Genomic DNA, 26,963 nt, shown 5'->3' on the forward strand with positions numbered 1-26,963 from the left:
TTTGCTGCCAACGCAGCAAAGCCCCACCACCCCCGAACCCCCACCGTTGAACGCCCTCCCGGACCACCGCGCGGCAGCTGATGCCGACGCCACCTCAGCCACCCGCACAGACACCCGCCCAGACACCCGCCCAGGCACCCGCCCAGGCAGAGCGCGGTCAGAAAACGCACCATCACGCACCTCCGGGGTCGGAGAACCACCCGGGCACGGCTCACGGAAGGCCGTGACCTTACTCGTCGGAACGGCCACAGGATCGGGACAACGCCAGGTCGGCCACGCGGGCCGCCACACCCCCTGACCAATCCCGCCCAGGGTCCGTGCCGCACGCCCGGCACGGAAGTGGGACAGCCGTGTTGCGGTCCGCACCAAACGACATCGGCCAGGCCACAGCCGCCCGGCCCGGACACGGCGAGGACCACCGTGGACCTGTGGGGCGCACCGGTTCCACCAGCGCCGTCGGCGGGCACTCCGCGCCCGGAGCCGGCCTGGCCCCTGCCCGAACCCGGCCGTGCTGGGCCCGGTCCCGGCCACACTGCGCACGGGTGTGTTTTGCGGACGCACCCAAAGCCCTCCCGCGAAGTCCGCTCCCGGCCCCCGCGGAACCGGCGCGTACCGTGCCCGCGTTGGGCGGGCGACACCAGCGCACCGGCCGCCAGCGCGCCGCGGCGCACACGACGCCTCCCGGAAGGAAACCATGGTCCTCAAACGCCTGCTCGCCGCCTTCGGTGCCGACGGACCCACCGTCGACACCGTCCTGCCGCACCCCCACACCCGGCCCGGAGACCTGTTGGAGGGCAGCGTCGAGCTCACGGGCGGCGGAAGCCGCACCGACATCGCCGAGATCGTCCTCGTGCTGGTCGTCCAGACCGAGGACGAGGAGGGGGAGGCCACCGGCGGCGCGGAGTGCACCCGCGTCCCCGTGGCGGCGGGCGTGAGCCTGGACGCCGGGGAGCACCTGTCGATCCCCTTCAGCCACCCGATCCCCTGGCAGGCGCCCGTCACCGAGGCCGGGGGCTCGCCGCTGCCCGGTGTCTCCGCGGGACTGCGTACCGAGGTGGTCGTCGACGGGGCCGCTGACAAAGGCGACCTCGACCGCGTCCACATCCATCCGCTGCCGGTCCAGGAGCGCGTGCTGGAGGCGATGCTGCGGCTGGGGGCCGTGTTCGCGGGGGTGCGGGTGGAGGGCGGGCCGCCGCCCGGGCCCCACGAGGAGGCCGCGTTCCTCCAGACCCTGGTGTTCCACCCCTCCGAGCACCACGCGCACGAGGTCGGTGAGGTGGAGGTCCTCTTCGCCGCCGACCCCGCGGGCGTCGCGGTGGGCTTCTTCTTCGACCGCCACGCCGAGGGGTTCTCGGAGGGCGCCGCCCCCAGCTGGTTCCGGGCCGAGCACTCCAACGCCGACCACACCGACTGGACGCGGGCGGTGGACGAGTGGATCGGGCAGGCGCTGTACCGGCGCCGCGGGTTCTCCGGCCACCCCGGACACGAGGAGGAGCAGGAGGGCGGCGGCATGCTCGGCGCCGTCGGCGGGGTCGCACTCGGTGTCGCGGGCGGCCTCGCGGCGGGCTACGTGGCGGCCGAGGTCGTGGACGAGATCGGCGACGCGTTCGAGGGCGACGAGGAGGAGCCCGAGGAGGCAGAAGAGGTGGAGGAAGTGGAGGAAGTGGAGTAGGCACCGGAGGAGGGGTGACTCGCCGGGCCCCGCGCCACCGCGGGGACCGTTTCGGGGCCGGGCTCCGATCCGGCTCCCGGCCTGGCGCACGCCCCGCTCCGCGCGCGCCGGGCGCCGCCGCGCTGGCGGTGCCCGGCGTACGGGCGGGCCGCTCCTACTCGGGGCTCTCCGCGTCGTTCCGCTCGGCTTCCTCGCGCTGGCGGCGGTGGTACTCCTCCATCGCCCGGGGGGTGTTCAGCGGCGAGGGCACCCAGGCCACCTCGGTGTCGACCTCACCGCGCTGGATGCGGCGCTCCTCCTCGGTGAGGTACTCCTCGGGGATGTCGAACTCGCCGTCACGGGCGCCCAGGACGAAGGCCTCCCACTCGGCGGGGGTGAAGAACAGGGTGCCCTTCTCGGGAGACTTGCCGTCGCGCACCGCGCGGAAGCCGTCATCGAAGGTGGCGACCTCGACCACGGCCTCGGACTCCTCCTTGGACAGGGAGGACCGCATCCAGACCGCGTCGGTGGTGTCGTGCCACTTCTCGTTGCCCATGGCCTCGGGCGGGAGCTCCCGCTCGGTCTCGGTCCGCTCGCTCATCGCACTTCCTCTTCCCAGCAACCGGCGTCGGCCGGGGTCCCCGGACCGACGGGACAGCGCCGCGGCCTGTCCCACCGCCCGACCCTAGCGTGTGCCGGAGGGGCTCAGGAGCGCCTTCCGCTCTCCTCGCCCACGTCGGGGCCGTCCAACGGCGAGGGGGTCTCGTCCAGCTCGGAGGGCGTCTCGTCCAGCTCGGAGATCTGGTCGTCGTCCAGGTCGGCGTAGGGGTCGTCGCGCCTCTTGCGCCGGTCGTTGAGGAAGGCGAACAGCTCGGCCGCCTCGAAGAGGACGATGAGCGGAACGGCCAGGGCGAGCATGGAGATCGGCTCGGCCGGGGTGATGACGGCCGCGATCACGAACACCGTGAAGATGATGACGCGGCGCCACTTGGCGATGGCCTCGTGCGGCAGGATCCCCAGGATGTTGAGCAGTGCCACCAGCAGCGGCAGCACGAAGCCGAGGCCGAACATGCCCATCATGATGAGCATGTAGTTGAGGTACTCGCTGATGGTGAGGAAGGGGTCGGCGTCCTCGGGCAGGAACCCGAAGAGCATCGTCAGCGCGTACGAGGTGATGTAGTACGCCAGGATCGCGCCCGCGACGAACAGGATCGCGGCCAGCGGCGCGAAGATGTAGGCGTAGCGCTTCTCGCGCCCGTGCAGGGCCGGGGCGACGAAGGCCCACAGCTGGTACAGCCAGAACGGAGCGGAGACGAGGGCGCCGACGAAGAGCCAGATCTTCATCGAGACGAAGAAGGCGTCGAAGGGCCCGGTGACGATGAGGGAGCAGTCGTCGGGGCCGCTCACCTGGGACACGGGCAGGGAGCAGTAGGGCTCCACCAGGAAGTCCCACACCCAGTCGTCGGTCAGGACGCCGACCACCGCGCCCAGGGCGAGGGCGATCATCGCCTTCACCAGACGGTTGCGCAGCTCGCGCAGGTGGTCCATGAGCGGCATCCGGGCCTCGGGGTTGGTGGCCCGGCTTCGTGCCCTCATCGTGCGGTCACTCTCTCGTCGTCTCCTGCGGCCCCGTGCCGGTCGGCGTCAGGGCCCTGGACTCCGGGGCGGGCGGAGCTGGCGCGCGTCGCTCCGCGGCCTCCGGGAACCTAGTTGCCGTAGGTGCGGTGCGTGGTCTCACCGGACTCGTCGACGATGCGCTGGCCGGGGGGCAGCTGCGGGTAGCCCTGCTGCTGGGGCTGCTGCGGCTGCTGCTGCGGGTAACCCTGCTGCTGGGGCTGCCCGTGCGTGTTCTGCTGGGAGGCCTGCTGGTCGTGAGCCTGGGCGCGGGTGTCCGCGTTCTCCTCGGACTCGTTGTTGTCGTCGACCATGCCCTTGGTCTCGGCCTTGAGGATGCGCGCGCTGCGCCCCAGGGAGCGGGCCAGGTCCGGAAGCTTCTTGGCTCCGAAGAGCAGGATCGCCAGGACGATGAGGATGGCGATGGTAGGTCCGTTGAACGGTCCCATGGTTCTACCTCTCTGTGGGGCGCGGCCAAGCGCCTTCGATGGTACGCGCATCCGGGCGCGGGGCTGTCACGGCCCCGTACCGCCGCGGCCGACGCGCTCACGCAGGTCAGCGCTGTTCGCCCGGTACTCGTCCGACGCCCGTGCCACCGCTCGGGACAGCACCCCCGCCGCGCGGCGTGCGCGCAGCACGAGGGCACCGATGGCGACGAGTCCGGCCGCGACCACACCGAACAGGACAGCGAGGACGATCACGCTGCAACCTTATCCCTTCCGACCCGAACTGTCCCCTGCCCCGGGGTGAACGTCTGGGCCTCACTCGGGCGACGAAGTGGTCTCGACCAATTTCGCGGAGGTTTGGGGCGTCCCGTAGTGCTCCAGCGCACGGCGGGCCTCGGCCCGGGCCTCCTCGGCGAGCGCCACGGGAGACACCACGCGCCCCTGCTGTCCCAGGCGCAACGCCAGCCGCACCACCCACGCCGGGGCGGGGGTGCGCAGGGTGGCGCGGACCCCTCCCCCGGGCAGCTCGGCCACCGACTCGCACACGTAGTCCTCGGTCACCCAGCGGGCCGCGGGCTCCAGGTCCAGGACGACCAGGGCGTCGCGCTCCGAGCGCTGGAGGACGCCCCCGGACAGGTCGCGGCGGCCCACCCCCGCGGGCACCTCGGCGGCGAAGGGCAGCACGGTCAGTTCCAGGACCCGGTCCAGGCGGAACAGGCGCACGTCCCTGCGCAGGTGGCAGTAGCCCTCCAGGAAGGGGTAGCCGTCCTGGACCACCAGGCCCATCGGGTCCACGTCGCGCTCGGTGACCTGGTCCAGGTAGCCCGACAGGTAGCGCAGGTGCAGGCGCTGGCCCGCCTCCAGGGCGTCGGCGCAGCGGCGCTGGGTCTGGGCGACCTGCGCGTCACCCTCCAGGCGCACCTGGACCGAGTCGGCCAGCGAGCCCAGGGCGGCCCCCGCGGCGGCGCGCAGCTTCTCGCCCACCCGCTTGAGGGCGCCGGTCTCCAGGCCCCCGGTCTCGGGCAGCGCCTCCAGCAGGGACAGGCCCACGACCAGGCTGGCCGCCTCGTCGGCGGTCAGGCGCAGCGGCTGGGCGAGGGTGTCGGCGTTGGCGATGATGATCTCGCCGGTCTCCTTGGCCGCGTCGAGGTCGACGTCGATGAGGTCACCGGGGGTGTAACCGGGCAGACCGCACATCCACAGCAGGCTGAGGTCGGCGACCACCTGCTTCTCGCTGAGCCCGAAGTGGCTGGCCACCTCGGGCACGCGCACGTCACGGCCCAGCGCGTAGGGGACGAGCATCAGCAGACGGCGCAGCTGGTCGGCGGAGCGGGGCCCCCGGGCGGGGGCCTCGTCCTCCTCCGCGGAACCGGGGCCGTCGCCGGCATCGGCGGCGGGGGCGGTCTCGGCGGTGGCCCTCAGGTGCGCGGCCATGGCCTCGCGGGCGCCGACGGGTTCGACGACGACCGCGTTGGAGCCGAAGTAGGCCACGCGCCGCACCAGGTCGGGGGTGTCGGTGTAGGGCAGGGTGAGCGTGTCCCAGCCGACGCCGGAGCCGTCGCGCTCGCCGGGCACCACGCGCAGGGCGCTGCGGCGCAGGGCGTGCGCGGAGTCGGTGCGCACCCGCAGGACGGCGGTGCGCTCGGACTCGGCGCTGTGGCCCGCGACCACCGAGCGCAGGTCCACCCCCTCCGGGACGACGATGTCGGGGCCGCCGCGCAGGACGGTCACCTCGCCGCGGATGCGGCCCAGGCGGAAGACGCGGCGGGCGTCGCGCAGGCGGTCGTGGCCGACCACGTACCAGTGGCCGCGCAGGTTGACGATGCCCCAGGGTTCGATCTCACGGGTCTCGGCCTCGGTCTGGCCGGGCTTGCGGTAGGCGAAGGAGACGGGGCGCCGGTCGCGCACGGCCTGCCAGACGGGTCCGAAGGAGGGCTCGTCGGTGCGCATGGCGGGCGTGAGGCCGGGGGCGGCCTCGCTGTCGACGGGGACCCCGGCGGAGCGCAGCTTGAACAGGGCGTTGGCGGCGGCCTCGCCGAGGGAGGCGTGCCGCCAGGCGCGGGCGGCCAGGCCCAGCACGAGGGCCTCGTCGGGCAGGAGTTCGATCTCGGGCAGCTCGTAGTCGGAGCGCGAGATGCGGTAGCCCTCCTCGCCGCTGATGGCGTCGCCGGTGCCCACCTGGATGGGGATGCCGCTGTCGCGCAGTTCGCGCTTGTCGCGCTCGAACATGCGCTTGAAGGCCGACTCGGTCTCCGCCTCGGCGTAACCGTGCACCGTCTTCCTGATCTCCTGAGCGGTCAGGTGGCGGCGCGTGGACAACAGACAGATGACCAGGTTCAGCTGTCGTTCCGTCTTCCTGCGCGACATCGTCCGCACCCTTCTCGCCCGTGGTGGATGGACCGGCGGCGGCTGACGCTGGCGCGTCGCCCGGGCACCGGTTCAGCAACGACGGTACCGTGCCTTGCATGATCCGGTGGCGCCGTGGTGAAGTCCGTCAGATCCTCCCCTCCTGGCCGGGGGTCGTGCTGTGCGCGGTGGCGCTGGAGCCCGTGGGCGAAGCGGACGGCAGAGGAGGCGCCAGAGGCCGCGAGGCCTCGGGAGCGGGCGGGGAGGTGACATGCCGCGCGCTGGCCTACACCGACCTGGTGGGCTCGCCCGAGGCGGGCGACACCGTGCTGCTCAACACCGGCGCCCTGGACCTGGGGCTGGGGACGGGCGGGTACGCGCTGGTGGCGGCCGTGCCCGACCGGCTGCCCGCCGACCCCCAGGGGCCCGGCCACCTGGTCAAGGCCCGCTACACGCCGTTGCAGGCCACCGTGCTGGGCGCCGACGAGCAGGGTTCGCCCCACCACGAGGTGCTGCGCTCGGCCGAGGGCGTGGACGGCATGCCGGTGGTGGTGGCCGACCTGCACTCGGCGCTGCCCGCCGTGGTGGCGGGGGTGCGCGCGCACCGGCCGGGGGCGCGGATCGTCCACGTGATGCTGGACGGGGGCGCGCTGCCCGCGGCGTTCTCGCGGCTGGTGGGCGCGCTGCGCGAGGAGGGGCTGCTGGCGGGGTGCGTGACCACGGGGCAGTCCTTCGGCGGTGACCTGGAGGCGGTGACCGTGCACTCGGGGCTGTTGGCCGCCCGGCACGTGCTGGGCGCGGACGTGGCGGTGGTGTGCCAGGGCCCGGGCAACCTGGGCACCGGGACCCCGTGGGGGTTCTCGGGTGTCTCGTGCGGTGAGGCGGTGAACGCGGCGGCGGTGCTGGGCGGGCGTCCGGTGGCGTCGCTGCGGGTGAGCGAGGCCGACGCGCGCGAGCGGCACCGGGGGGTGTCGCACCACAGCCTGACCGCCTACGGGCGGGTGGCGCTGGCGCGGGCGGAGGTGGTGGTGCCGCTGCTGCCGGGGGTGTTCGGTGAGCGCGTGCGCGTCCAGGCCGGGGTTCTGGGCGAGCGGCACACCCTGGTGGAGGTGGGCGTGGAGGGGCTGGAGGAGGCGGTGCGGACGCTTCCGGTGAAGGTGTCGACGATGGGCCGGGGCCTGGAGGAGGACCGTGCGGCCTTCCTGAGCGCCGCTGCGGCGGGCCGCCACGCGGCCGCGCTGCTGTAGGCGCGGGCCAAGAGCGGCGCGGGCGGGTTGTCCACAGGTTCCAGAGCGCCCTGGTCCGGGATGGGGCCGGGCTTCTACCCTGATAAAGAGGGCGCTCGCGCCCCGCCCACCTCGTGCTGCCCGCCCGCCTCGTGCTGCCCGGCCTCCGGTGCGCCCCGCCCCGCTTGACGAGTGCCAGGACGCGGGTCCCGGGCCGCGGGTCTCCGGGGTCCGGCCCGCCTCAGCGCTGGTCGGCCGGGCTGGGGTCACCCGTCACGATCCCGGGTTCGGGGTTCGCACCGCCCCCCGCCTGGGCTTCGGGATTCCGGGGCTTCGAGACCTGCTCCGAGGCCCGCGCCTCCGGAACCTCCGCCCCGGCCGCCTGCGGTGTCCCCGACGCCCTGTCGGCAGGGCCGCGGACCGGACCGCGCCCGTCTTCCCCGGCCGCCCCCGACGTCCCCGGCGCCCCTGCCACGTCCGCCTCCGAAGTCCCCTCCACCGAGGCCTCCGGGCTCGCGTCCCCCGCCCCCGGGCTCCGGGGTTCCGAGGCCCGCGCCTCCGGCGCCGTCCGGGCCGCGGGCACGTCCCTGTGAGGCCCGCTCGGCGCCTGACCGGGCAGGGGCGCCCGCCGGGTGCCCTCCAGCATGTGCTGGGAGGGGGCCTCGAAGAAGGTCCCGGGCCGGAACATGGCCAGCGAGGTCGGCCGGGCGCGCACCCCCTCGTCCACCCGCAGCACCTCGGGCACGAACACGGACCCGTCCCCGCAGGTGATCCCCCACTCCCGTCCCCGACCGGTCGCGACCACCTGCCCGGGCGCCCCGCCGGGGACCCCGCCGACCAGGCGTCCCGAGCACAGTGTGATCCGGGCGCTGCCGAACATCGCGAACGCCCCCGGGTAGGGCTCGGCCAGCGCGCGCACCATCCGGTCCACGTCGCTTCCGGAGGCGGTGAGGTCGAGGCGGCCGTCGCTGGGGCGTCGGCGCGGCCACACCGACGCGTGGCCGCTCTGCGGCCGCCGGGGCGCGGTGCCCTCCAGCAGCCCCTCCACGTGGCGCACGAGCAGGTCCGCCTGTAGGCGCCCCACGCGTTCGTACAGACCGGCGGCGGTGGCGTCCGGGGCCACGTCGAACCAGGCCTGGTCGACGATGTCGCCGCTGTGCTCCTCCCCGTCGAGGTGGAAGAGGGTGACCGCGCTGGAGCGCATGTCGCGCAGGATCGTCCACGGGATGGGCGCCCGGCCGCGGCCGACGGGCAGCGGCGCCGGGTGCAGTCCGACCCCGCCCAGCGCCAGGGAGGACACGACCTCCCCCGGGATACTCCCCGACCAGCCCGCGACGACCATCAGGTCGATGCCGTGGGCGGTGAGCGCCTCGCGCACCTCGCCCGAGCCGAGGTCGGCGCGCAGGTGCGGCACACCGAGCCGACCGGCGAGGGCGCCGTAGTCGAGGTAGCCGGAGCAGTGGGCGAACTCGGCCGGATGGGACACCACCAGGCTCGGCGGGAAGCCTCGGGCGCACAGCTCCTCCAGCGCCGGGACACCGAGGCCCAGCCCGGAGACGTAGCAGTAGCGCCGACGGTCTGACATGAGCCTCCCCCTCGCCCGTCCACCGATGGATTCGACTCTACGCACCGGTCGGGGAACGGCAGTGGAACGCGGTACCCGGGCGTGTCCGCCCGGGCACCACCCGCGCCGGGCACGCGGACGCCCCCGCGGGTTCCTCCCCGCGGGGGCGTCCGGTGTCCGGCTGTCCGGGTGTGCACGCGTGTACGCGCTCGGGTCCGCCGGGGACCGCTCCCCGGTCCCGGGCGTACACGCACGTGCCGGAAGGGCTACTCCCCGCCCTCCTCGGGCGCGGGGGACTCCTCCGGCGCGGCCTCCTCGCCGTCGGCGCCCTCGCCCTCGGCGGGCTCGGCGGGCGGCGGGTTGTCGTAGGCGCCCAGGACGTCGATGACGAAGACCAGCGTCCCGGCGGGGGCTCCCCCGGTCTCCTCCGCGGTCTCGCCGTAGGCCATGTCACCGGGTACGACCAGCATCAGGCGGCTGCCGACCGGCTGGCCGACGATGCCCTCGTCCCAGCCCTGGATGACCGCGCCCGCGCCGATCGTGGTGTCGAAGGGGTCGCCGCCGCGGCTCCAGGTGGAGTCGAACACCGGGTGCTCGCCGTCCTCGTCGGCCTCCCAGCGCACACCGCTGTACTGGACGATGACCTGCTGGCCCTCCTCGACCTCGGGGCCGTCGCCCTCGATGAGCGGGACGGTCTCCAGGTCCTCGGGGGGGTCGGTGTCGGGGATCTCGATGGTGGGCTCGCTGTGTCCCTCCTGGGTCACCGTGGGCAGGCCGTCGCCGCCGTCGGTGACCTGCTCACCCTCCACGACCGAACCCTTGTTGAAGCGGTCCATCAGGTCGATGACCAGGACGCTCGCGCCCTCCTGGACGGGCTGGCCCGACATCTCCGCCTGCTGGCGCTCCTGCTCGGTGAGCGGCGGGAAGACGTACACCGCCCGGCTGCCGACCGGCTGGCTGACCAGCACGTCGCTGATCTCCTCGGGCATCTGCTCCATGCGGATGAGGTCCGGGGCTCCGGTCTCGTAGCTGGACTGTCCCTCGACGGGCTCGCCCTCGCCGGGACCGGTCCACTGGTACTGGACGACGTTGGCGATCAGGAGGTCGTCGGCGCGCACCAGCTCGTTCTCGCCCGGGCCCTCCTCGACGACGCCCGAGAGCTGCTCGGTCGGGGGCTCCTCGTCGGGGAAGGCGACCTCCGGTTCCTCACCGACCTCGCCGGTGACGTCGGGAAGCCGCGGGTCGAGCTGGTCCTCCCCCATACGCATGAAGGCGGGAGTACGCCATTCTTCGGGGATGTTTCCGCAGCTTGAGACCGCCAGGGCGATCGCGGTCAGCGGCACCGCGAGGGCGGCAGCACGTCGGTGCATGGGTCACAACCTCTGATTTCCGGCTTGGGACAGAGTCACACTACCGAAAAGAAGGACCGTAACCACCCCCCGGAACACCACGAACACCGGAGCCCCGCCTCGGACGGTCTTCGACCGCCGGACGGGGCTCCGGGAGCAGTGGACCGGAAGTCCTACATACCGGCGATGAGCTTCTCCACCCGCTCGTCCACCGACTTGAAGGGGTCCTTGCACAGCACCGTGCGCTGGGCCTGGTCGTTGAGCTTGAGGTGCACCCAGTCCACCGTGAAGTCGCGGCGCTGCTCCTGGGCGCGTCGGATGAACTCGCCGCGCAGCCGGGCCCGCGTGGTCTGCGGCGGCACCGACTTGGCCTCGAAGATCTTCAGGTCGCCGACCACCCGCTCCATCTGGCCGCGGGCCTGGAGCAGGTAGAACAGCCCGCGGTCGCGGTGGATGTCGTGGTAGGTCAGGTCGAGCTGGGCCACCCGCGGCGAGGACAGGGACAGGTCGTGCTTGTCGCGGTAGCGCTCCAGCAGCAGGTACTTGGCCACCCAGTCGATCTCCCGCGAGACGGTCTCCAGGTTCTGGGTCTCGACCGCCTCCAGGGTGCGCTGCCACAGCTCCAGGACGCGCTTGCCGGTGGCGTCGGTGCCGTGCCGGTCGACGTAGCTCTGCACCTTGTCCAGGTACTCGCGCTGGATCTCCAGCGCGCTGGCCTCGCGCCCGTTGGCCAGGCGCACCTTGCGGCGGCCGGTCATGTCGTGGCTGACCTCGCGGATGGCCCGGATCGGGTTCTCCAGCGTGTAGTCGCGCATGACCACCCCGGCCTCGATCATGCGCAGCACCAGGTCGGTGGAGCCCAGCTTGAGCAGGGTGGTGGTCTCGCTCATGTTGGAGTCGCCGACGATGACGTGCAGGCGCCGGAAGCGCTCGGCGTCCGCGTGCGGCTCGTCCCGGGTGTTGATGATGGGGCGCGAGCGCGTGGTGGCCGAGGAGACGCCCTCCCAGATGTGCTCGGCGCGCTGGCTGACGCAGAACAGGGCTCCGCGGGGGGTCTGGAGCACCTTTCCTGCGCCGCAGATGATCTGGCGGGTGACCAGGAAGGGGATGAGCACGTCGGCCAGGCGTCCGAACTCGCCGTGCCGCCCCACGAGGTAGTTCTCGTGGCAGCCGTAGGAGTTGCCCGCCGAGTCGGTGTTGTTCTTGAACAGGTAGATGTCCCCGGCGATGCCCTCCTCGTGCAGGCGCTGCTCGGCGTCGACCTGCAGCCCCTCCAGGATGCGCTCTCCGGCCTTGTCGTGGGCCACCAGGTCCACGAGGCTGTCGCACTCGGGGGTGGCGTACTCGGGGTGGCTGCCCACGTCCAGGTACAGGCGGGCGCCGTTGCGCAGGAACACGTTGCTGCTGCGCCCCCAGGAGACCACCCTGCGGAAGAGGTAGCGGGCGACCTCGTCCGGGGACAGGCGGCGCTGTCCACGGAAGGTGCACGTGACCCCGTACTCGTTCTCCAGCCCGAAGATCCGTCGTTCCACGCGGCCTCACCAACTTCCCTCACCGGGGTGTGGACGACGGGGCCGCGCCGTCCACACCCGCCCGGCCGGTGCGGCGCCTCGGGAGCGCCGCACCGTGATCATCGTTTCCAGGTCACTCGTCGGTCCCGCCCGCGGTGGTGCTTCCAGTACTTCCGGTGCTTCCGGTGGCGCCGCCGGACGCGGTGCCGCCGGCCGCCCTGCCCTCCTCGATGAGGTCGGTCAGGCGCTGGCCGTGGATGCGGCGGAACTTGCGGTGCTCCCTGGACCGCTCCAGGACCGCGACCTCCAGGTTGGTGGCCTCCAGTTCGCGCTCCTCGCCGTTCTCCCTGGCCAGGGCGTGGGTGGCCGCGTTGAGGGCGGCGCTGAGGGGGGCGTCGGCGGCGAAGCGGTCCTTGAGCACGCCGGACACGTGCTCGGAGGAACCGCCCACGGCCACGAAGCCCTGCTCGTCCACGATGGAGCCGTCGAAGGTGATGCGGTAGATCTCGTCCTCGGCGGAGGTGTCGCCGACCTCGGCGACGACGATCTCCACCTCCCAGGGCTTGAGGCTCTCGCTGAAGACGGTGCCCAGGGTCTGGGCGTAGATGTTGGCGAGCTGGCGCCCGCTGACGTCGCGGCGGTCGTACTGGTACCCGCGCACGTCGGCGAAGCGCACGCCCATCAGGCGCAGGTTCTCGAACTCGGGGTAGCGGCCGACGGCGGCGAAGCCGATCCGGTCGTAGAGCTCGCTGATCTTGTGCAGGGTGCGGGACATGTTGTCCGCCACCAGGAGGATCCCACCCTCGTACTGCAGGACGACGGCGCTGCGGCCGCGCGCGATGCCCTTGCGCGCGTAGTCCGCCTTGTCCTTCATCTGCTGTTCGGGGGCGACGTAGAACGGCATCGACACCGCGGATCGTTTCCTTACCTAGTCGGGAGATGTCTGGTGTGGGACGGGACCGGTTCAGCCCAGCGTGGCCGTGGGGCCGTCGGGGTCGGCCGCGCGTCCCTGGACCACCTCGGTCGCCAGGCGGGCGACGTCCTCGGCGGGCAGACGGCGGTGGCCGTCCGCGGTGACGACGTCGACGAGGGGGAAGATCTTGCGGTGCAGGTCGGGGCCGCCGGTGGCGGAGTCGTCGTCGGCTGCGTCGTAGAGGGCCTCCAGGGCGACCCTGGCGGCGCCGGTCTGGTCGAGGTCCTCGCGGTAGAGCTTCTTGATCGAGCCCCTGGCGAAGACCGAGCCGGAGCCGATGGAGTGGTAGCGCTGCTCCTCGTAGCGGCCGCCGGTGGCGTCGTAGCTGAACACGCGGCCCTGTCCGGTGTTCTCGTCGTAGCCGACCAGCAGCGGGACGACGACGAAGCCCTGCATGGCCAGGCCGAGGTTGCCGCGGACCATCTGCGCGAGCTTGTTGGCCTTACCTTCGAGGGAGAGCGAGCGGCCCTCCATCTTCTCGTAGTGCTCCAGCTCGACCTGGTAGAGGCGGGCCAGCTCGATACCGAACCCCGCCGAACCCGCGATGGCCACGGCGGAGAACTCGTCGGTGCGGAAGACCTTCTCCATGTCGCGGTTGGCGATGACGTTGCCCTGCGTGGCCCTGCGGTCGCCCGCCAGGAGCACACCGCCGGGGAAGGTCAGTGCGACGATGGTCGTGGCGTCGGGGGTGAGGTGCTCGGTCCCTCCGCCCGGGGGCAGCTTGTGTCCGGGCAGCATCTCGGGGCGGACCGAACTGAGAAACTCGGTGAAGGACGAGGTTCCCGCACTCATGAAAGCGGCGGGCAACCGTCCGCCCTCGAACCCTTCGAACACGCGACTCCCTCCACGCGCGCCCCACCCCGGTATGGGGGCGGGTGGGGCGCCTGTTGTCCTTGTTGTCTGCGGTCAGGCTGTGCGCCGACCGTTGGAACTGACCCTAGTCCTGCGCGCGGCGGGGCTGACGGCGCTGGAGTGCGCTGTCAGCGAACCGCCGCGGGACGGCTACTGTCCGCCCTTTTGCACGAACTGTCGGACGAAGTCCTCGGCGTTGCTCTCCAGCACGTCGTCGATCTCGTCGAGGATGTCGTCGACGTCCTCGTCCAGTTGGTCGTTGCGCTCCTGAACGTCCGCCGAGGCCTCGGTCTCCTCGACCTCCTCGTCACGGCGTGAGGCGTGCTTCTGGCCGCCCGTGTCCTTCGTCGCCATAGCCGGTTACCTCCCGTTCGGGCTCCCCGTTCGGGGCTCTTGCCCTTATCTTGGCCCAACACCGGGCGCCTCAACCCCCTTCCCGGGGCCCGATACTCGCTAGTTACCTCGGATCGTCCCATGTGCGCGCCCACGTGCTCGTACGCGTGTGCGCCGCGCCCGGGCGTGTCACGGCCGGCGCCGCGAGGGTTCGGCGGGGCCGCGGGGCCGCCGCTCCCCCCGGACCGCGCCGGACGCCCGGGGAGCCCGCGTCGGCCCCTTCCAGCCCGCACTGCCCGCGGTGGCCCGCACCAACCCACGCCGCACCGCTGCACCCGCGCCGGGCCGGGCCGGGCCGGGCCGCCACAGGTACGGCTGTTCGCCCTGCGCACGGGAGTTACCCGCGGGTCACCGCCCTGACCTTCGGGGTTACTCCTACGTGTCCACATGGTCACGGATGGCACCCGGTTCCGGTGACCGCATCCGGCCACGCAACACCTCTTGCCAGAATTCCATTTCCGTGTTGCGGAAGCGATAACGACAGAGAAGCACAAGGTCAGACACATCATCACCATGCGTCACATATTGCAATTCATTAGATCATCCGATGATCCTGCCATCCCTGGAAAGGCGGACCCCGATGTCCGCTCTTCCGCTATCCAGGTTGTGCACTTATGGTGTGTGTTCGTTTACCGAGTGTCTTGGCGACAGGGCCTTCGGTAGGCACATCGTGGGGTCGGGCCCTGTGCACGGCCCCCGCTGGGGTCCGACGTCCTCGCCGGCGGGCGTCGGGCCCCGAACCCCCGTCAGTTCCCCAAGGAGAGTAGGGATCTATGCGACCCTCCCCCGCTATCTCCGCCATCGGCACCGGCGCACTCGCGTTCGGTCTGGCGTTCTCCGTGACGCCGGGCGCCAGTGCGGCGACCGTACCGGCCGAGCCAGCGAGCGAGGCCCAGACGATGATGGAAGCGCTGCAGAGAGACCTCGGCCTCACCCCGCTCGGGGCCGATGAGCTGCTCTCGGCGCAGGAAGAAGCGATCGAGACCGACGCCGAGGCCACCGAGGCCGCGGGCGAGGCCTACGGCGGCTCCCTGTTCGACACCGAGACCCTCGAACTCACCGTGCTGGTGACCGACGCCTCGGCCGTCGACGCGGTCGAGGCCACCGGCGCCGAGGCCACCGTGGTCTCGTACGGCACCGAGGGCCTGGCCGAGGTCGTCGACGCGCTCAACGAGACCGGCGGCCGGGAAGGGGTCGTCGGCTGGTACCCGGACGTGGAGAACGACACCGTCGTGGTCCAGGTCGCCGAGGGAGCCAGCGCCGACGGCCTCATCGAGGCCGCGGGTGTGGACCCCTCCGCCGTCCAGGTGGAGGAGACCGGCGAGACGCCGCGCCTGTTCGCCGACATCGTCGGCGGCGAGGCGTACTACATGGGCGGCGGACGCTGCTCGGTCGGGTTCGCCGTGACCGACGGCTCCGGCGCGGGCGGCTTCGTGACGGCGGGCCACTGCGGCACCGTCGGCACCGGTGCCGAGAGCTCCGACGGCAGCGGCTCCGGCACGTTCGAGGAGTCCGTCTTCCCGGGCAACGACGGCGCCTTCGTCGCGGCCACCTCCAACTGGGACGTGACCAACCTGGTCAGCCGGTACGACTCCGGCGGCACCCAGGCCGTGTCCGGCTCCAGCCAGGCCCCGGTCGGCTCGGCGGTGTGCCGCTCCGGCTCGACCACCGGCTGGCACTGCGGGACCATCGAGGCCCGCGGCCAGACGGTGAGCTACCCGCAGGGCACGGTCCAGGACCTGACCCGGACGGACGTGTGCGCGGAGCCCGGTGACTCCGGCGGCTCGTTCATCTCCGGCTCGCAGGCCCAGGGCGTCACCTCCGGCGGCTCGGGCGACTGCACCTCCGGCGGCACGACCTACTACCAGGAGGTCACTCCCCTGCTGAGCAGCTGGGGGCTGTCCCTGGTGACCGGTTAGCGCTCCGGTAGCGCCCACGGCGCCCCCGTCCACGCATATGGGCGGGGGCGCCCTTGTTGTGTGGGGGGCGCTTCGTGTGGGGGGCGCTTTGTGTGGGGGGCGCTTCGTGTGGGGGCGCTTCGCACGGTCGCGGCCACGCCCCCGGGCCGCACACGCAGGTGCCTCAGGCGTCCCGCAAGCCCCCCGCGTGTCCGGGTCCGGCCACGCGCGCGCCCGGCCCTCCCCGGGGCAGGACCCCACCGGAAGGCCCGCGCGGGCCGCCCCTGACCTTTGGAGTTACAGCCCTGTAGCCGTGGTGTTACGGATGGCACCCGGTACCGCTGTCCGCATCCGGCCAGGAAACCCCTCTTGACGCACCCGTCCCGATTCGCTCCGTCACGGGTCGAACGCGAAAAGCGCAAGGTCGCACGCAGAGCGACTACGCGTAGCCATCGCGAGACGAAGGGTCATGGGACAATCCCGCGTCCTTCTGAATGAATCCACACCACACGGGTCTTTGCAGCGTCAAAGTGTGCACCTATGTTGGTGATCGTTTACCGGATGTCTCGGTGAATTTCGGGAATCGGATCAACTTCGATGCCCGAAAGGGGCTTTCCGCTCCTACAGGAACGCAGAGCCCCGAATCCCCCGTCTATCCCCCTTGGAGAGTAGGGACCCCCATGAGACCCTCCACCATCATCTCCGCCGTGGGCACAGGAGCCCTGGCCTTCGGCATGGCGCTGTCCATGGCCCCCGGAGCCCTCGCGGCGCCCGCCCCCGTCCCCCAGACCCCCGTCGCCGACGACAGCGCCGCCAGCATGGCGGAAGCGCTCAAGCGCGACCTCGACCTCTCCTCGGCCGAGGCCGAGGAGCTGCTCTCGGCGCAGGAAGCCGCCATCGAGACCGACGCCGAGGCCACCGAGGCCGCGGGCGAGGCCTACGGCGGCTCCCTGTTCGACACCGAGACCCTCGAACTCACCGTGCTGGTGACCGACTCCTCGGCCGTCGACGCGGTCGAGGCCACCGGTGCCAAGGCCACCGTCGTCTCCCACGGCGCCGAGGGCCTGACCGAGGTCGTGGAGGACCTCAACAGCGCCGAGGCCCCGGAGAGCGTCGTGGGCTGGTACCCGGACGTGGAGAGCGACACCGTCGTGGTCGAGGTGCTGGAGGGCTCTGAGGCCGACGTCGCCGCCCTGCTCGCCGACGCCGGCGTGGACGCCTCCTCGGTCCGGGTGGAGGAGTCCGAGGAGGCCCCGCAGGTCTACGCCGACATCATCGGCGGCCTGGCCTACTACATGGGCGGCCGCTGCTCCGTCGGCTTCCCGGCCACCAACAGCGCCGGTCAGCCCGGTTTCGTCACCGCGGGCCACTGCGGCACCGTCGGCACCGGCGTGACCATCGGCAACGGCCGCGGCACCTTCCAGAACTCGGTCTTCCCGGGCAACGACGCCGCCTTCGTCCGCGGCACCTCCAACTTCACCCTGACCAACCTGGTCTCGCGCTACAACTCCGGCGGCTACCAGTCCGTGACCGGCACCAGCCAGGCCCCGACCGGCTCGGCCGTGTGCCGCTCCGGCTCCACCACCGGCTGGCACTGCGGCACCATCCAGGCCCGCAACCAGACCGTGCGCTACCCGCAGGGCACCGTCTACTCGCTCACCCGCACCAACGTGTGCGCCGAGCCCGGTGACTCCGGCGGCTCGTTCATCTCCGGCTCGCAGGCCCAGGGCGTCACCTCCGGCGGCTCCGGCAACTGCTCCTTCGGCGGCACGACCTACTACCAGGAGGTCATGCCGATGGTGAACTCGTGGGGCGTTCGCATCCGCACCAGCTGACCCCCTCCCCCGCACGTCCCCCGTCCGCGCGCAGGCGCGGGCGGGGGACGCCCGTGTGCGGAGCCTGGGGCCTCCGGCACCGGAACCGGACGGGCACCGCGCCCGGGAACGGACCTCGAAGGCGGGTAACGGGCGGGGACCGGAGGGAAGCCCGCCGGGCACGGCCTCACGGCCCCCGCGCGCCGCCCCGGCCAGGACTCAGGGGGCGCGGTGGACGACGCGGCCGTCGAGCACCGTCATCCACGCGTCGACCTCGCGCAGCCGCTCGGCGGGCAGGGACTCCACGTCGCGGTCCAGCACCACCAGGTCGGCCAGGTGGCCGGGGCGCAGCGCGCCCAGGCGGTCCTCCACGCCCAGCGCGTGCGCGGCGTCCAGGGTGTGGGCGCGCAGGGCCTCGTGCAGGGTGACGGCCTGTTCGACGCCGATCGCCGCGCCCTCGCGGGTGGTGCGGCACACCGCGTTGGCCACGGTGTCCATCGGACGCAGGCTGGAGACGAAGGAGTCGCTGGAGAGCACCGGGCGCAGCCCCAGGTCGAGTTCCTCGCGCATGGGCTGGAGCCGGTGGGCCCGCTCCCCCAGGCGGCGCAGGAAGTCGCCGCCGCTGTCGTACAGGAAGTTGGGCTGGTTGACGGGGATGACGCCGTAGTCGGTGAAGCGCTTGGCCTGCTCCGGGGTGGGGTAGCCGCAGTGCTCCACGCGCGGGCGCGGGTCGGGGCCCGACACCCGCGCGGCCGAGGCGATGGCGGCCAGGGTGTTCTCCATGGCCGCGTCGCCCTGGGTGTGGACGGCGACCTGCCAGCCCTCGGCGGCGGCCCGCGTGACCAGGTCCACGAGCTGGTCGGGGTGATGGTAGAGGCTGCCCGCGAACTCGCCGTGCTCGCCGTAGGGGACGCTGAACTTGGCGGTGCCGCCCAGCAGGGTGCCGTCGGAGTAGAACTTCATGCCGGTCAGCCGCAGCCAGTCGTCGCCGAAGGGGCTGGCCAGCCCGGCGGAGGTGAGCGCGTCCAGCTGGTGGGACAGCGGCATGCCGAACGTGCGCAGCGGCAGGGTCCCGGCCGCGCGGGCGGCCCGGTACACGCGCAGCTCGCGGGCCGAGACCTGCGGGTCGCACACGGTGGTGACCCCGGCCGACAGGTAGGGGGCGGCCGCCGCGGCCAGCCAGCCCAGGAGCTGTTCGGCGGGCAGGTCGGTGTGGAAGTTGGGGCCGTGGCAGCCGATGTCCACGGCCAGGGGCAGCAGCAGTTCCATCGCCGAGTCCAGGACCATGCCCGTCAGGCGCCCGCCCTCGTCGCGGACGAAGGAGCCGCCCGCCGGGTCGGGGACGTCCTCGCCGATGCCGCTCCAGGCCAGGGCGGCGGAGTTGACCACGGCCTGGTGGCCCGAGACGTGGTAGACGATGACCGGGTGCTCACCGGTGGCCCCGTCCAGGTCGCGGCGGGTGGGGCGCCCTCCCGGGAACTTGGCGTCGTCCATGTGGAAGGCGCGGATCCACTGGCCGGGCGGGGTGTGCTCGGCCTCGGCGCCGATGACGGCGACCAGATCGGCGGCGCTGCCCACCCGGGGGTACCCGGCGTCGACGGCGGCCAGCGACTCGGCGGTGGACAGCAGGTGGTTGTGCGGGTCGATGAACCCGGGCAGGACGGTCCGTCCGCCCGCGTCCACCTCCACCGCGCCCGGACCCGCGGCGGCGCGGGCGGCCTCGGTGTCCGCGGCCAGGCGGACCCGGCCCTCGCGCACGGCCACGGCGCGGGCCCGGGGGTTGGCGTCGTCCATGGTCAGGACGTTGGCGTTGTGGATGAGCAGACCGGACACGGGTGGGGTTCCTCCTCGGTGGACTGGCGCCGGGCCGGTCGGCCCGGCGGCGGTGCGGGGGGACGCGCGGCGCCCGGAGGGCCGCGCGGCGGACACGGGTCGGGGTTCAGACGGCGACGAGGTCGGTGTCGCTGTGGCGCGGTGCCCTGGCCAGGCACAGGATGCTCACCACGGCCATGGCCATGAGCAGGCCCGCCACCGGCAGGATGCTGCCGGTCGCGGCGAGCAGGGCGGTGCACACGATCGGCGCCAGGCCGCCGAAGACCGCCCCCGCGACCTGGTAGGCGATGGAGATGCTCGTGTAGCGGGTGCGCGGCGGGTACATCTGGGCGAGCACGCGGGCGATGGGCCCGTAGACCGCGGCCATGGCCAGGCGCATCACGCACAGCATCACGAAGATCAGCACGGTGCTGCCGGTCTCCAGCACCAGGAACTGGGGAAGCGCCAGCACGATGACGCCGACCAGTCCGATGGTGACGACGCGGACGGTGCCGAAGCGGTCGCCCAGCCAGGACACGCCCAGGGTCGCGACGAGTTCGACGAACGCGGCCAGGCTCAGACCGCTGAGGATGACCTGCTCGCTGATGCCGACCTCGGTGACGCCGTAGGCCTGGAGGAAGGTGGTGACGACGTAGTAGCCGCCGACGGCCACCGGCAGGATGCCGATGCCCAGCAGCAGCGGGCGCCAGGAGCCGCGCACGGCCTCGCGCAGCGGCAGCTCCCGCGGCTGGTCGGCGTCCTCGCGCATGGCCTCGAAGACCGGGGACTCCTCCACCTTCAGGCGGATGAACAGGCCCACCAGGACCAGCAGGACCGACGCGAGGAAGGGCAGGCGCCAGCCCCAGGTGTGGAGCAGGTCGGCGTCCCAGGCGGCGATGAGACCGAACGAGCCCGTGGCCAGCAGCGCACCGGCCGGGTTGCCGAGCTGGGCGAAGGAGCCGTAGAAGGTCTTGCGGTTCTCGGGGGCGTGCTCGACCGCCATCAGGACGGCGCCGCCCCACTCCCCGCCCACGGCGATGCCCTGGACGAAGCGCAGCAGGACCAGCAGCGCCGGGGCGAGGAACCCCGCCTGCTCGTAGGTGGGCAGCAGGCCGACGCAGAACGTGGCCGTGCCCATCATCAGCAGGGTGATGACCAGCGCGGACCTGCGGCCCAGGCGGTCACCGAAGTGGCCGAAGACCAGGCCGCCCAGCGGGCGGGCGAAGAAGCCCACCGAGAAGGTGGCGAAGGAGGCCATCAGGCCGACCACCGGATCGGTGCCGGGCGGGAAGAACAGGGTGCCGAACACCAGGCTGGCGGCCGTGGCGTAGACGTAGAAGTCGAACCACTCGATGGTGGTGCCGACGAAGGCCGCCACGGCCGCACGCGCGGGGTGCGAGGACGTGGGGGCGGTCCGCTCTGACATGTGTACTCCGTTGCGCGTTCGGTGCGGCCCCGGACCGGAACGGCCGGTCGGCGGATGCCTCGGACCGGCGTGGCGCCGCCGTTGCGGGGCCCGTCCGCGGTCGGCGGTCCCGCCGCTGACACGTCGCGGACGGGCGCCACCGCAGACCACAACCGGTGGTTCGGGTGTTGTTGTGACCGTAGACACTCCGAGGTCATCAGCGCCGGGACGGTGTGCACCGCACCAGCTGTTACACATGTGCACTGTGCACAATCCGCGAGGCAGGAGGAGGGGCGTTGGCGATCACGGTCCGCGACATCACGGCCGACCCGGACCTGGAGGTGCGGGTGGCGGCGGGGCGGTCCGGCCTGGACCGGGCGATCCGCTGGGCGCACGTGATCGAGCTGCACGACCCGGTGCGCTGGCTGCGCGGCGGGGAGCTGGTGCTGACGGTCGGACTGGGGCTGGGCGCCGACGAGCGGGCGCGCCGCGCCTACGTGCGCCGACTGCACGGGGCCGGATGCGCCGGCTTGGGGTTGGCCATCGACATGTGGCCGCGCGAGGTCCCGTCCGAGGTGCTGGAGGAGGGCGACGCCCTGGGCCTGCCGATCCTGCGGGTGGAGGGTGAGACCCCCTTCGTCGCGGTGGTGGAGGCGGTGGCCGACCACTACGCGGCCGAGCGCACGCGCGAGCAGCACCGGGTGCTCACCGCGCAGGACGCGATGGCGCGCGCGTCGCTGCGCTCGGGCCCGGCCGGGGTGATGGGCGAGCTGTCCTCGGCCACCTCAGGGGCGTCACTGCTGCTGGACCGCAACGGGATGACGAGCGCGGCCGTGCCCGACACCGAACCCCCCTGGCACGCGCTGGTGCGCTCGGCCCTGGCGGGGCGCCCGCGCGGGATGACGGTGCTGGCCGACGGGGAGGCGAGCGTCCTCCTCCAGACGCTGGGGCCGACCGGGCGGACGCTGGGCTGGCTGGCGCTGCGCTGCCCGTCTCCGGTGACGCCGCACGTGCGGATGCTCGCCAACCACGCGGCCTCGCTGCTGGCTGTGGACCTGCTGCACTCGCGCGACGCCCGGCGGGCGCTGTACCGCGAACGCGCCCCGGTCCTGCTCGCCGCGGTGACGGGGCGGCCCCGGGTGCCGCCGCCCCTGCCCGCCCCGCCCTGGGAGGTGGTGTGCCTGCGGGGACCCTCCCCCACCCTGCTGTTGGACCACGCGGCGGACGCGCTGACCGACGTTCTCGGCGACACCGACGCCGCGCGGAACGGCGGCCTGTGCGCCCTGGAGGACGTGCTGGTGGCCGTCCTACCCGACAGAGGGAGCGCGCCCCGCCTGGGCAGACGCCTGTTCGCGGCGCTGTCCGCCACGGACGTGGGCCCGGTCGCGGCCGGGGCCTGCACCGCCCGGGGGCCCGACGACCTGTCCTCGGCCGTGGACCGGGCGCGCCAGGCCGCGACGCAGGGGTACCGGCACGTGGACGAGACCGACGCCTGGGCACTGCTGCGCTCCGCGGTCCCGGCCGAGGGCGCGCGCCTTCGACCAGGCCGTCCTGGGCAGGCTGCGCGACCACGACGCCCGCAACGGCACGGAGCTGGCGCACACCCTGCGCCACTACCTGGACAACAGCGCCCAGGTGGAGGCGACCGCCCGGGACCTGGGCGTGCACCGCAACACCCTGCGCTCGCGGCTGCGCGCCGCCGAGCGGGTCATGGGCCGCCGCCTGGACGAGCCCCGCACCCGCCTGGAGCTGTGGACCGCACTGAGCCTGGAGCCGATGCGCTGCCGCGACGGCGCCTGGCACACCTGAGGCACACCGTCCAGGAGCCGGGAGGGGACCGCCGGGCCCGCCGCTGACCCGCCGCCCGCCGGGTCAGCGGCCCCCGGTGAGCACCGCCACCAGGTCGGCCGCGGTCGGGGAGGCGTCCAGCAGCGCTCCCACGTGCTCCTTGGTGCCCCGGCGCGGCTCCAGGGTCGGCACCCGCTGGAGCGAGTCGTAACCCGGCAGGTCGAAGATCACCGAGTCCCAGGAGGCGGCGGCCACCTCGTCGGCGTACTTGGCCAGGCAGCGCCCGCGGAAGTAGGCGCGCGTGTCCTCCGGCGGCTCGGTGACCGCGCGGTCCACCTGCGGCTCCTCCAGCAGGCGCTTCATCCGGCCGCGCGCCACCAGCCGGTTGTAGATGCCCTTGTCCGCCCGCACGTCGGAGTACTGGAGGTCCACCAGTTGCAGGCGCGGGTGCGACCACTCCAGGGAGTCCCGGGAGCGGTAGCCCTCCAGCACCTTGAGCTTGGCCACCCAGTCCAGCTCGTCGGCCAGACTCATCGGGTCGGCGCCCAACCGGTTGAGCACCGACTCCCAGCGGTCCAGGACGTCGGCGGTGTCGGGGTCCACGTCGGTGCCGAAGCGGTCCTCCACGTACTTGCGGGCCTGGTCCAGGTACTCGCACTGGAGCTCCAGCGCGGTCATCCGCCGCCCGTCGCGCAGCCGCACCCGGTGGGTGAGGCCGGGGTCGTGCGAGACCTCCCGCAGATCGGCCACCGGGGTCTCCAGGGACAGGTCCACACTCAGGAACCCGTCCTCGATCATCGACAGCACCAGCGCCGTCGTCCCCAGCTTGAGGTAGGTGGAGACCTCGCTCATGTTGGCGTCGCCGATGATGACGTGCAGCCGCCGGTACTGGTCGGGGTCGGCGTGCGGCTCGTCCCTGGTGTTGATGATGGGGCGCTTGAGGGTGGTCTCCAGCCCCACCTCGACCTCGAAGAAGTCGGCGCGCTGGGAGATCTGGAACCCGCTGCCCTGCCCGTCGGATCCGATGCCGACCTTGCCCGCCCCGCACACCACCTGGCGGGAGACGAAGAACGGGATCAGGTGCCGGACGATGTCGCCGAACGGCGTCGACCGGTGCATCAGGTAGTTCTCGTGGCAGCCGTAGGAGGCGCCCTTGTTGTCGGTGTTGTTCTTGTACAGCTGGATCGGATCGATGCCCGGGGTGGCCCCCGCCCGCGCGGCGGCGTCGGCCATCACCCGCTCCCCCGCCTTGTCCCACAGCACCGCGTCGCGCGGGTTGGTGACCTCGGGCGCCGAGTACTCGGGGTGGGCGTGGTCCACGTACAGGCGGGCGCCGTTGGTGAGGATGACGTTGGCCAGGCCCAGGTCCTCGTCGGTGAGCTGCGTGGGATCGGCGACCTCACGTGCCAGGTCGAAGCCGCGCGCGTCGCGCAGCGGGTTCTCCTCCTCGAAGTCCCAGCGGGCACGCCGCGCCCGGGCCGCCGAGGCGGCCAGATAGGCGTTGACCACCTGGGTGGAGGTGACCATCGCGTTGGCCCCGGGGTTGCCTGGTACGGAGATCCCGTACTCGGTCTCGATACCCATAATCCGCCGCACACTCATGGTGAGAGGTTATCCACCGGGGACCGGTCTTGAACGCTTCCGCGCCAATTGTGGCCCAAGTGCCGTGTTCCGGGGCGTTGCGCGGGACGGCGGCGCGCCGCCCCCTCGCAGGTCGCGGCGCACGGGCCGCCCCACACCCGGTCGGCACCGATTCGCTCTCACCGGGCAGGGGCAGCGTCCCGGTCGGCGGGACGCGGAGCCGGGGGCCACCGCCCCCGGCGTCCGCTCACCTGATGTGCCCGGAGCGCCTGGCCCGTGCCGCGCCCCACCCGGCCAGGACGGTGCCGAGGAGCGTCATCGCCGCGTAGCAGGCGAACCACACCGCGAAGCCTCCGGGCACCTGGTGCAGGACGCCCGCGTCACCGTGGTCGACCAGCAGCCGGATGCCTCCCTGCGCTCCCAGGACCAGCATCACCAGGCCCGCGACCAGACACGCCACATACGCCATCGTTACGTCCTCCCTATGCCCCGCGCGGGGCCGGGACCAGGGCCTCCGACGCGCGTCTCTTTGTGGTTCGATCGAACCATAACACGGTCTTGGTACGATCGCACCACAAAAATGCGCCCGCTGTGGCACACGACCGAAGGAGACCCGCCATGCCCCGACAGGTGGACCACGACCTGCGCCGCCGCCAGATCGCCCAGGCCGTGTGGCGCCTGGCCACCCGGGGCGGGCTCGAACACGTCACCCTGCGCCAGGTCGCCGCGGAGGCCCGGGTCTCCGCACGTCTGCTGCAGTACTACTTCGGCACCCGCGACCGCCTGCTGCTGGGCGCACTGGAGATCCTCAACGCCGACGCCGAACGGCGGGCCGGGCAGCGCCTGGCCGAGCTGGGCGAGGCCCCCGGCATGCGCGCGCTCGTGCGCGGGGTGCTGTGGGAGCTGCTCCCGCTGGACGAGGAGCGCCGCAACCGGCACCTGGTCTACGCCGCCTACTTCATTCCCTTCGTCACCGACCCGGCGCTGACGGCCGCGGCCCGCGACGCGCCCCGCGCCCTGGAGGACCTCGTGGCCGGTCTGCTTGACCGGGGCCGACAGTCCGGCGAGGTGCCGCCGGAGGTCGACGTCGGGGCCGAGAGCGCGTTCCTGGTGGCGGGGGCCACGGGCCTGCAGACCAGCGTCCTGCTCGGTCGGCACAGCCCCGAGCAGGCCGTGGAGCTGATCGAGCACCAGCTCGACGGCGTGTTCGCGCACGCACCCACCTGAGAAAGCGCGCGAACCCGTGCCGCGGGCGTGGAGAGACGGGCCCCGGTCCCGCACCCCGCGAGACATCGCGGAGAGCGACGACCCCTGGCGGGCTCGGGGAGGCCGGTACCCGCTCCCCCGCTTCGGCCCGGCACCGGGCCGGTACCGAAGCAGAGGTACGGCGCGTCCTTGCGGGCCGCGTGGTGTCAGGTCGCGGCGGGGTACATGGCCACCTGGGTGATGGTGCGCCCGTTGGCCTGGTCGATCCTGGCCTTCCAGGAGTCCAGTGCCACCTCTTCCCCCGGCTCCTGGGGGATGTGGCCCAGCACGGCGATGAGCAGACCGGCGACGGTGACGTAGTCCCCTTCGGGGAGGTCTTCCAGATGGATGTCGATGTCGGGCAGGTCGTGCACGGGATAGGTGCCGGGCAGGGTGAAGGACCCGTCAGCGTTGCGGACCACGGTGCGTATGTCGGAATCGGTCTCGTCGTAGATCTCCCCGACGATCTCCTCCAGCAGGTCCTCCAGGCTCACGATGCCGTCGACACCGCCGACCTCGTTGATGACCACGCCCAACTGCTGGTGCTCGGCGATCATGCGGCGCAGGGCCAACGACACCACCAGGGAATCGGGCAGGAACAGCGGTTCGCGGGCCAGTTCTCCGGCGTCGGCCTCACCGCGCACCAGGTCGGACCAGTGCACGACACCGAGCACGTCGTCCAGGTCGTCGTCGTTCACCACCGGTGCCCGGGAGTGCCCGTGTTCGGCGAGCATCTGCGCCGCCTGGGCCGCGGGCGTGCGGGCGGGGATGGTGAACACCTCGCCGCGGGGAACGACGACCTGGCGCAGGCGCCGGTCGTCGATCTCGAAGGCTCCGGAGATGATGGTGCGCTGCTCGCGCGTGATGCCCCGCTGGGTGGCGAGCATGTCGCGCAGCTCCTCCTCGCTGACCTCCTCCTTGGCCGCGGAGGGGTCGCCGCCCGTCAGGCGCACCACCAGGTTGGTGGAGGCGCTCAGCAGCCACACCACGGGGCGGGAGAGCATGGCGAGCAGGTCCAGTGGTCGGGCGACCAGCACCGCCCACGTCTCGGCCCGCTGCATGGCGATGCGCTTGGGCGCCAGCTCTCCGAAGACCAGCGTGACGAAGGACAGGAGCACGGTGACCAGGACGATCGCCACCGGGCTGGCGGCCGAGCCCAGGAATCCCAGGGGCTCGATGAGGGGCTGGGCCAGGGACACGGCCGCGGTGGCCGAGGCCAGGAAGCCCGCGAGGGTGATGCCGATCTGGATGGTGGCCAGGAACCGGTTGGGGTCCTGTGCCAGGCGAGCCACCGCCCGGCCACCCGGCCCCCGTGCCGCCAACTGTTTGATCTGCCCTTCCCTGAGGGTGATCAGGGCGATCTCGCTTCCCGCGAACAGGGCGTTGACGAGAACGAGGACAAGGACGAGGCCGAGTTGAACCCCGTAGCTTTCCATAACTGCTGTCGTCTCCGATGCTGTAGTGCTCTGGCACGGATCCCGTTCGGGCCGTGGCA

21 protein-coding genes and 1 pseudogene are annotated in these 26,963 nt (G+C 72.7%); 6 read left to right on the plus strand and 16 right to left on the minus strand.

From position 1 onward, the window contains the following. Positions 1-694: 694 nt before the first annotated feature. On the plus strand, positions 695-1,672 hold the full coding sequence (locus HGB44_RS16540) for a sporulation protein (protein WP_061079154.1): 978 nt from the start codon (positions 695-697) through the stop codon (positions 1,670-1,672). 154 nt (positions 1,673-1,826) lie between these two features. Here HGB44_RS16540 and HGB44_RS16545 read toward each other — a convergent pair whose 3' ends face one another. The 5 genes from HGB44_RS16545 to HGB44_RS16565 form a co-directional block, all read right to left on the minus strand. Beyond that, positions 1,827-2,252 (minus strand): DUF397 domain-containing protein, encoded by a 426-nt coding sequence (locus tag HGB44_RS16545; RefSeq protein WP_061079153.1) that lies wholly within the window; start codon positions 2,250-2,252, stop codon positions 1,827-1,829. Between the two features lie 104 nt (positions 2,253-2,356). Further along, the gene (tatC, locus tag HGB44_RS16550; RefSeq protein WP_061079152.1) at positions 2,357-3,208 is read right to left on the minus strand and encodes a twin-arginine translocase subunit TatC; all 852 of its coding nucleotides are present in this window, start codon (positions 3,206-3,208) and stop codon (positions 2,357-2,359) included. A 149-nt stretch (positions 3,209-3,357) separates the two neighbouring features. Further along, complete coding sequence (tatA, locus tag HGB44_RS16555) at positions 3,358-3,714, minus strand: Sec-independent protein translocase subunit TatA (RefSeq protein WP_061079151.1); 357 nt, start codon at positions 3,712-3,714, stop codon at positions 3,358-3,360. Positions 3,715-3,780: 66 nt separating this feature from the next. Beyond that, positions 3,781-3,966, minus strand: coding sequence for a hypothetical protein (locus HGB44_RS16560; RefSeq protein WP_061079150.1), 186 nt, complete (start codon positions 3,964-3,966; stop codon positions 3,781-3,783). Positions 3,967-4,026: 60 nt separating this feature from the next. Further along, positions 4,027-6,078, minus strand: coding sequence for a helix-turn-helix transcriptional regulator (locus HGB44_RS16565; RefSeq protein ID WP_061079149.1), 2,052 nt, complete (start codon positions 6,076-6,078; stop codon positions 4,027-4,029). A 98-nt stretch (positions 6,079-6,176) separates the two neighbouring features. Between HGB44_RS16565 and HGB44_RS16570 the strand changes: the two genes are divergently transcribed. Further along, positions 6,177-7,304, plus strand: a complete 1,128-nt coding sequence (locus HGB44_RS16570) for a DUF3866 family protein (protein WP_061079148.1) — start codon at positions 6,177-6,179, stop codon at positions 7,302-7,304. A 220-nt stretch (positions 7,305-7,524) separates the two neighbouring features. Here the strand turns inward: HGB44_RS16570 and HGB44_RS32470 are convergent, their stop codons facing one another. From HGB44_RS32470 to HGB44_RS16600, 6 genes are all read right to left on the minus strand, one after another. Further along, the gene (locus tag HGB44_RS32470) at positions 7,525-8,868 is read right to left on the minus strand and encodes a methionyl-tRNA formyltransferase (RefSeq protein WP_061079147.1); all 1,344 of its coding nucleotides are present in this window, start codon (positions 8,866-8,868) and stop codon (positions 7,525-7,527) included. Positions 8,869-9,113: 245 nt separating this feature from the next. After that, positions 9,114-10,217: an FKBP-type peptidyl-prolyl cis-trans isomerase gene (locus tag HGB44_RS16580; RefSeq protein WP_061079146.1), complete on the minus strand. Its 1,104-nt coding sequence runs from the start codon at positions 10,215-10,217 to the stop codon at positions 9,114-9,116. A 152-nt stretch (positions 10,218-10,369) separates the two neighbouring features. Further along, a complete protein-coding gene (pafA, locus tag HGB44_RS16585) occupies positions 10,370-11,728 on the minus strand; it encodes a Pup--protein ligase (protein WP_017564832.1) in 1,359 nt (452 codons plus the stop codon). 112 nt (positions 11,729-11,840) lie between these two features. Beyond that, positions 11,841-12,617: a proteasome subunit alpha gene (gene prcA / locus HGB44_RS16590; RefSeq protein ID WP_061079145.1), complete on the minus strand. Its 777-nt coding sequence runs from the start codon at positions 12,615-12,617 to the stop codon at positions 11,841-11,843. A 54-nt stretch (positions 12,618-12,671) separates the two neighbouring features. Further along, positions 12,672-13,514 (minus strand): proteasome subunit beta, encoded by an 843-nt coding sequence (gene prcB, locus HGB44_RS16595; protein ID WP_017564830.1) that lies wholly within the window; start codon positions 13,512-13,514, stop codon positions 12,672-12,674. Between the two features lie 168 nt (positions 13,515-13,682). Then, a complete protein-coding gene (locus HGB44_RS16600; RefSeq protein ID WP_017564829.1) occupies positions 13,683-13,886 on the minus strand; it encodes a ubiquitin-like protein Pup in 204 nt (67 codons plus the stop codon). Between the two features lie 812 nt (positions 13,887-14,698). On the opposite strand from HGB44_RS16600, the gene HGB44_RS16605 reads away from it, so the two are divergent. Both HGB44_RS16605 and HGB44_RS16610 read left to right on the plus strand, forming a co-directional pair. After that, positions 14,699-15,844: a S1 family peptidase gene (locus HGB44_RS16605; protein ID WP_061079144.1), complete on the plus strand. Its 1,146-nt coding sequence runs from the start codon at positions 14,699-14,701 to the stop codon at positions 15,842-15,844. A 659-nt stretch (positions 15,845-16,503) separates the two neighbouring features. Beyond that, positions 16,504-17,658 carry a S1 family peptidase gene (locus tag HGB44_RS16610; RefSeq protein ID WP_061079143.1) on the plus strand — a complete coding sequence of 385 codons (1,155 nt, stop codon included), beginning with the start codon at positions 16,504-16,506 and terminating at the stop codon, positions 17,656-17,658. Between the two features lie 198 nt (positions 17,659-17,856). On the opposite strand, the gene HGB44_RS16615 is transcribed toward HGB44_RS16610, so the two are convergent. Together HGB44_RS16615 and HGB44_RS16620 are read right to left on the minus strand one after the other, a co-directional pair. Further along, positions 17,857-19,470: an amidohydrolase gene (locus HGB44_RS16615; RefSeq protein WP_061079142.1), complete on the minus strand. Its 1,614-nt coding sequence runs from the start codon at positions 19,468-19,470 to the stop codon at positions 17,857-17,859. Positions 19,471-19,576: 106 nt separating this feature from the next. Continuing rightward, a complete protein-coding gene (locus tag HGB44_RS16620; RefSeq protein ID WP_061079141.1) occupies positions 19,577-20,875 on the minus strand; it encodes an MFS transporter in 1,299 nt (432 codons plus the stop codon). A gap of 275 nt (positions 20,876-21,150) precedes the next feature. On the opposite strand from HGB44_RS16620, the pseudogene HGB44_RS16625 reads away from it, so the two are divergent. Further along, positions 21,151-22,663 (plus strand): annotated as a pseudogene (locus HGB44_RS16625) (PucR family transcriptional regulator). A 63-nt stretch (positions 22,664-22,726) separates the two neighbouring features. On the opposite strand, the gene dop reads toward HGB44_RS16625, so the two are convergent. Further along, a complete protein-coding gene (gene dop, locus HGB44_RS16630; protein WP_061079140.1) occupies positions 22,727-24,244 on the minus strand; it encodes a depupylase/deamidase Dop in 1,518 nt (505 codons plus the stop codon). A 226-nt stretch (positions 24,245-24,470) separates the two neighbouring features. Then, a complete protein-coding gene (locus tag HGB44_RS16635; protein WP_061079139.1) occupies positions 24,471-24,692 on the minus strand; it encodes a hypothetical protein in 222 nt (73 codons plus the stop codon). 149 nt (positions 24,693-24,841) lie between these two features. Between HGB44_RS16635 and HGB44_RS16640 the strand changes: the two genes are divergently transcribed. After that, positions 24,842-25,450 carry a TetR/AcrR family transcriptional regulator gene (locus HGB44_RS16640; protein ID WP_061079138.1) on the plus strand — a complete coding sequence of 203 codons (609 nt, stop codon included), beginning with the start codon at positions 24,842-24,844 and terminating at the stop codon, positions 25,448-25,450. A 185-nt stretch (positions 25,451-25,635) separates the two neighbouring features. Here HGB44_RS16640 and HGB44_RS16645 read toward each other — a convergent pair whose 3' ends face one another. Then, positions 25,636-26,904 (minus strand): hemolysin family protein, encoded by a 1,269-nt coding sequence (locus HGB44_RS16645; RefSeq protein WP_061079137.1) that lies wholly within the window; start codon positions 26,902-26,904, stop codon positions 25,636-25,638. Positions 26,905-26,963: the final 59 nt, after the last annotated feature.

This window comes from Nocardiopsis alborubida, from assembly GCF_012396365.1.
Lineage (GTDB): Bacteria > Actinomycetota > Actinomycetes > Streptosporangiales > Streptosporangiaceae > Nocardiopsis > Nocardiopsis alborubida.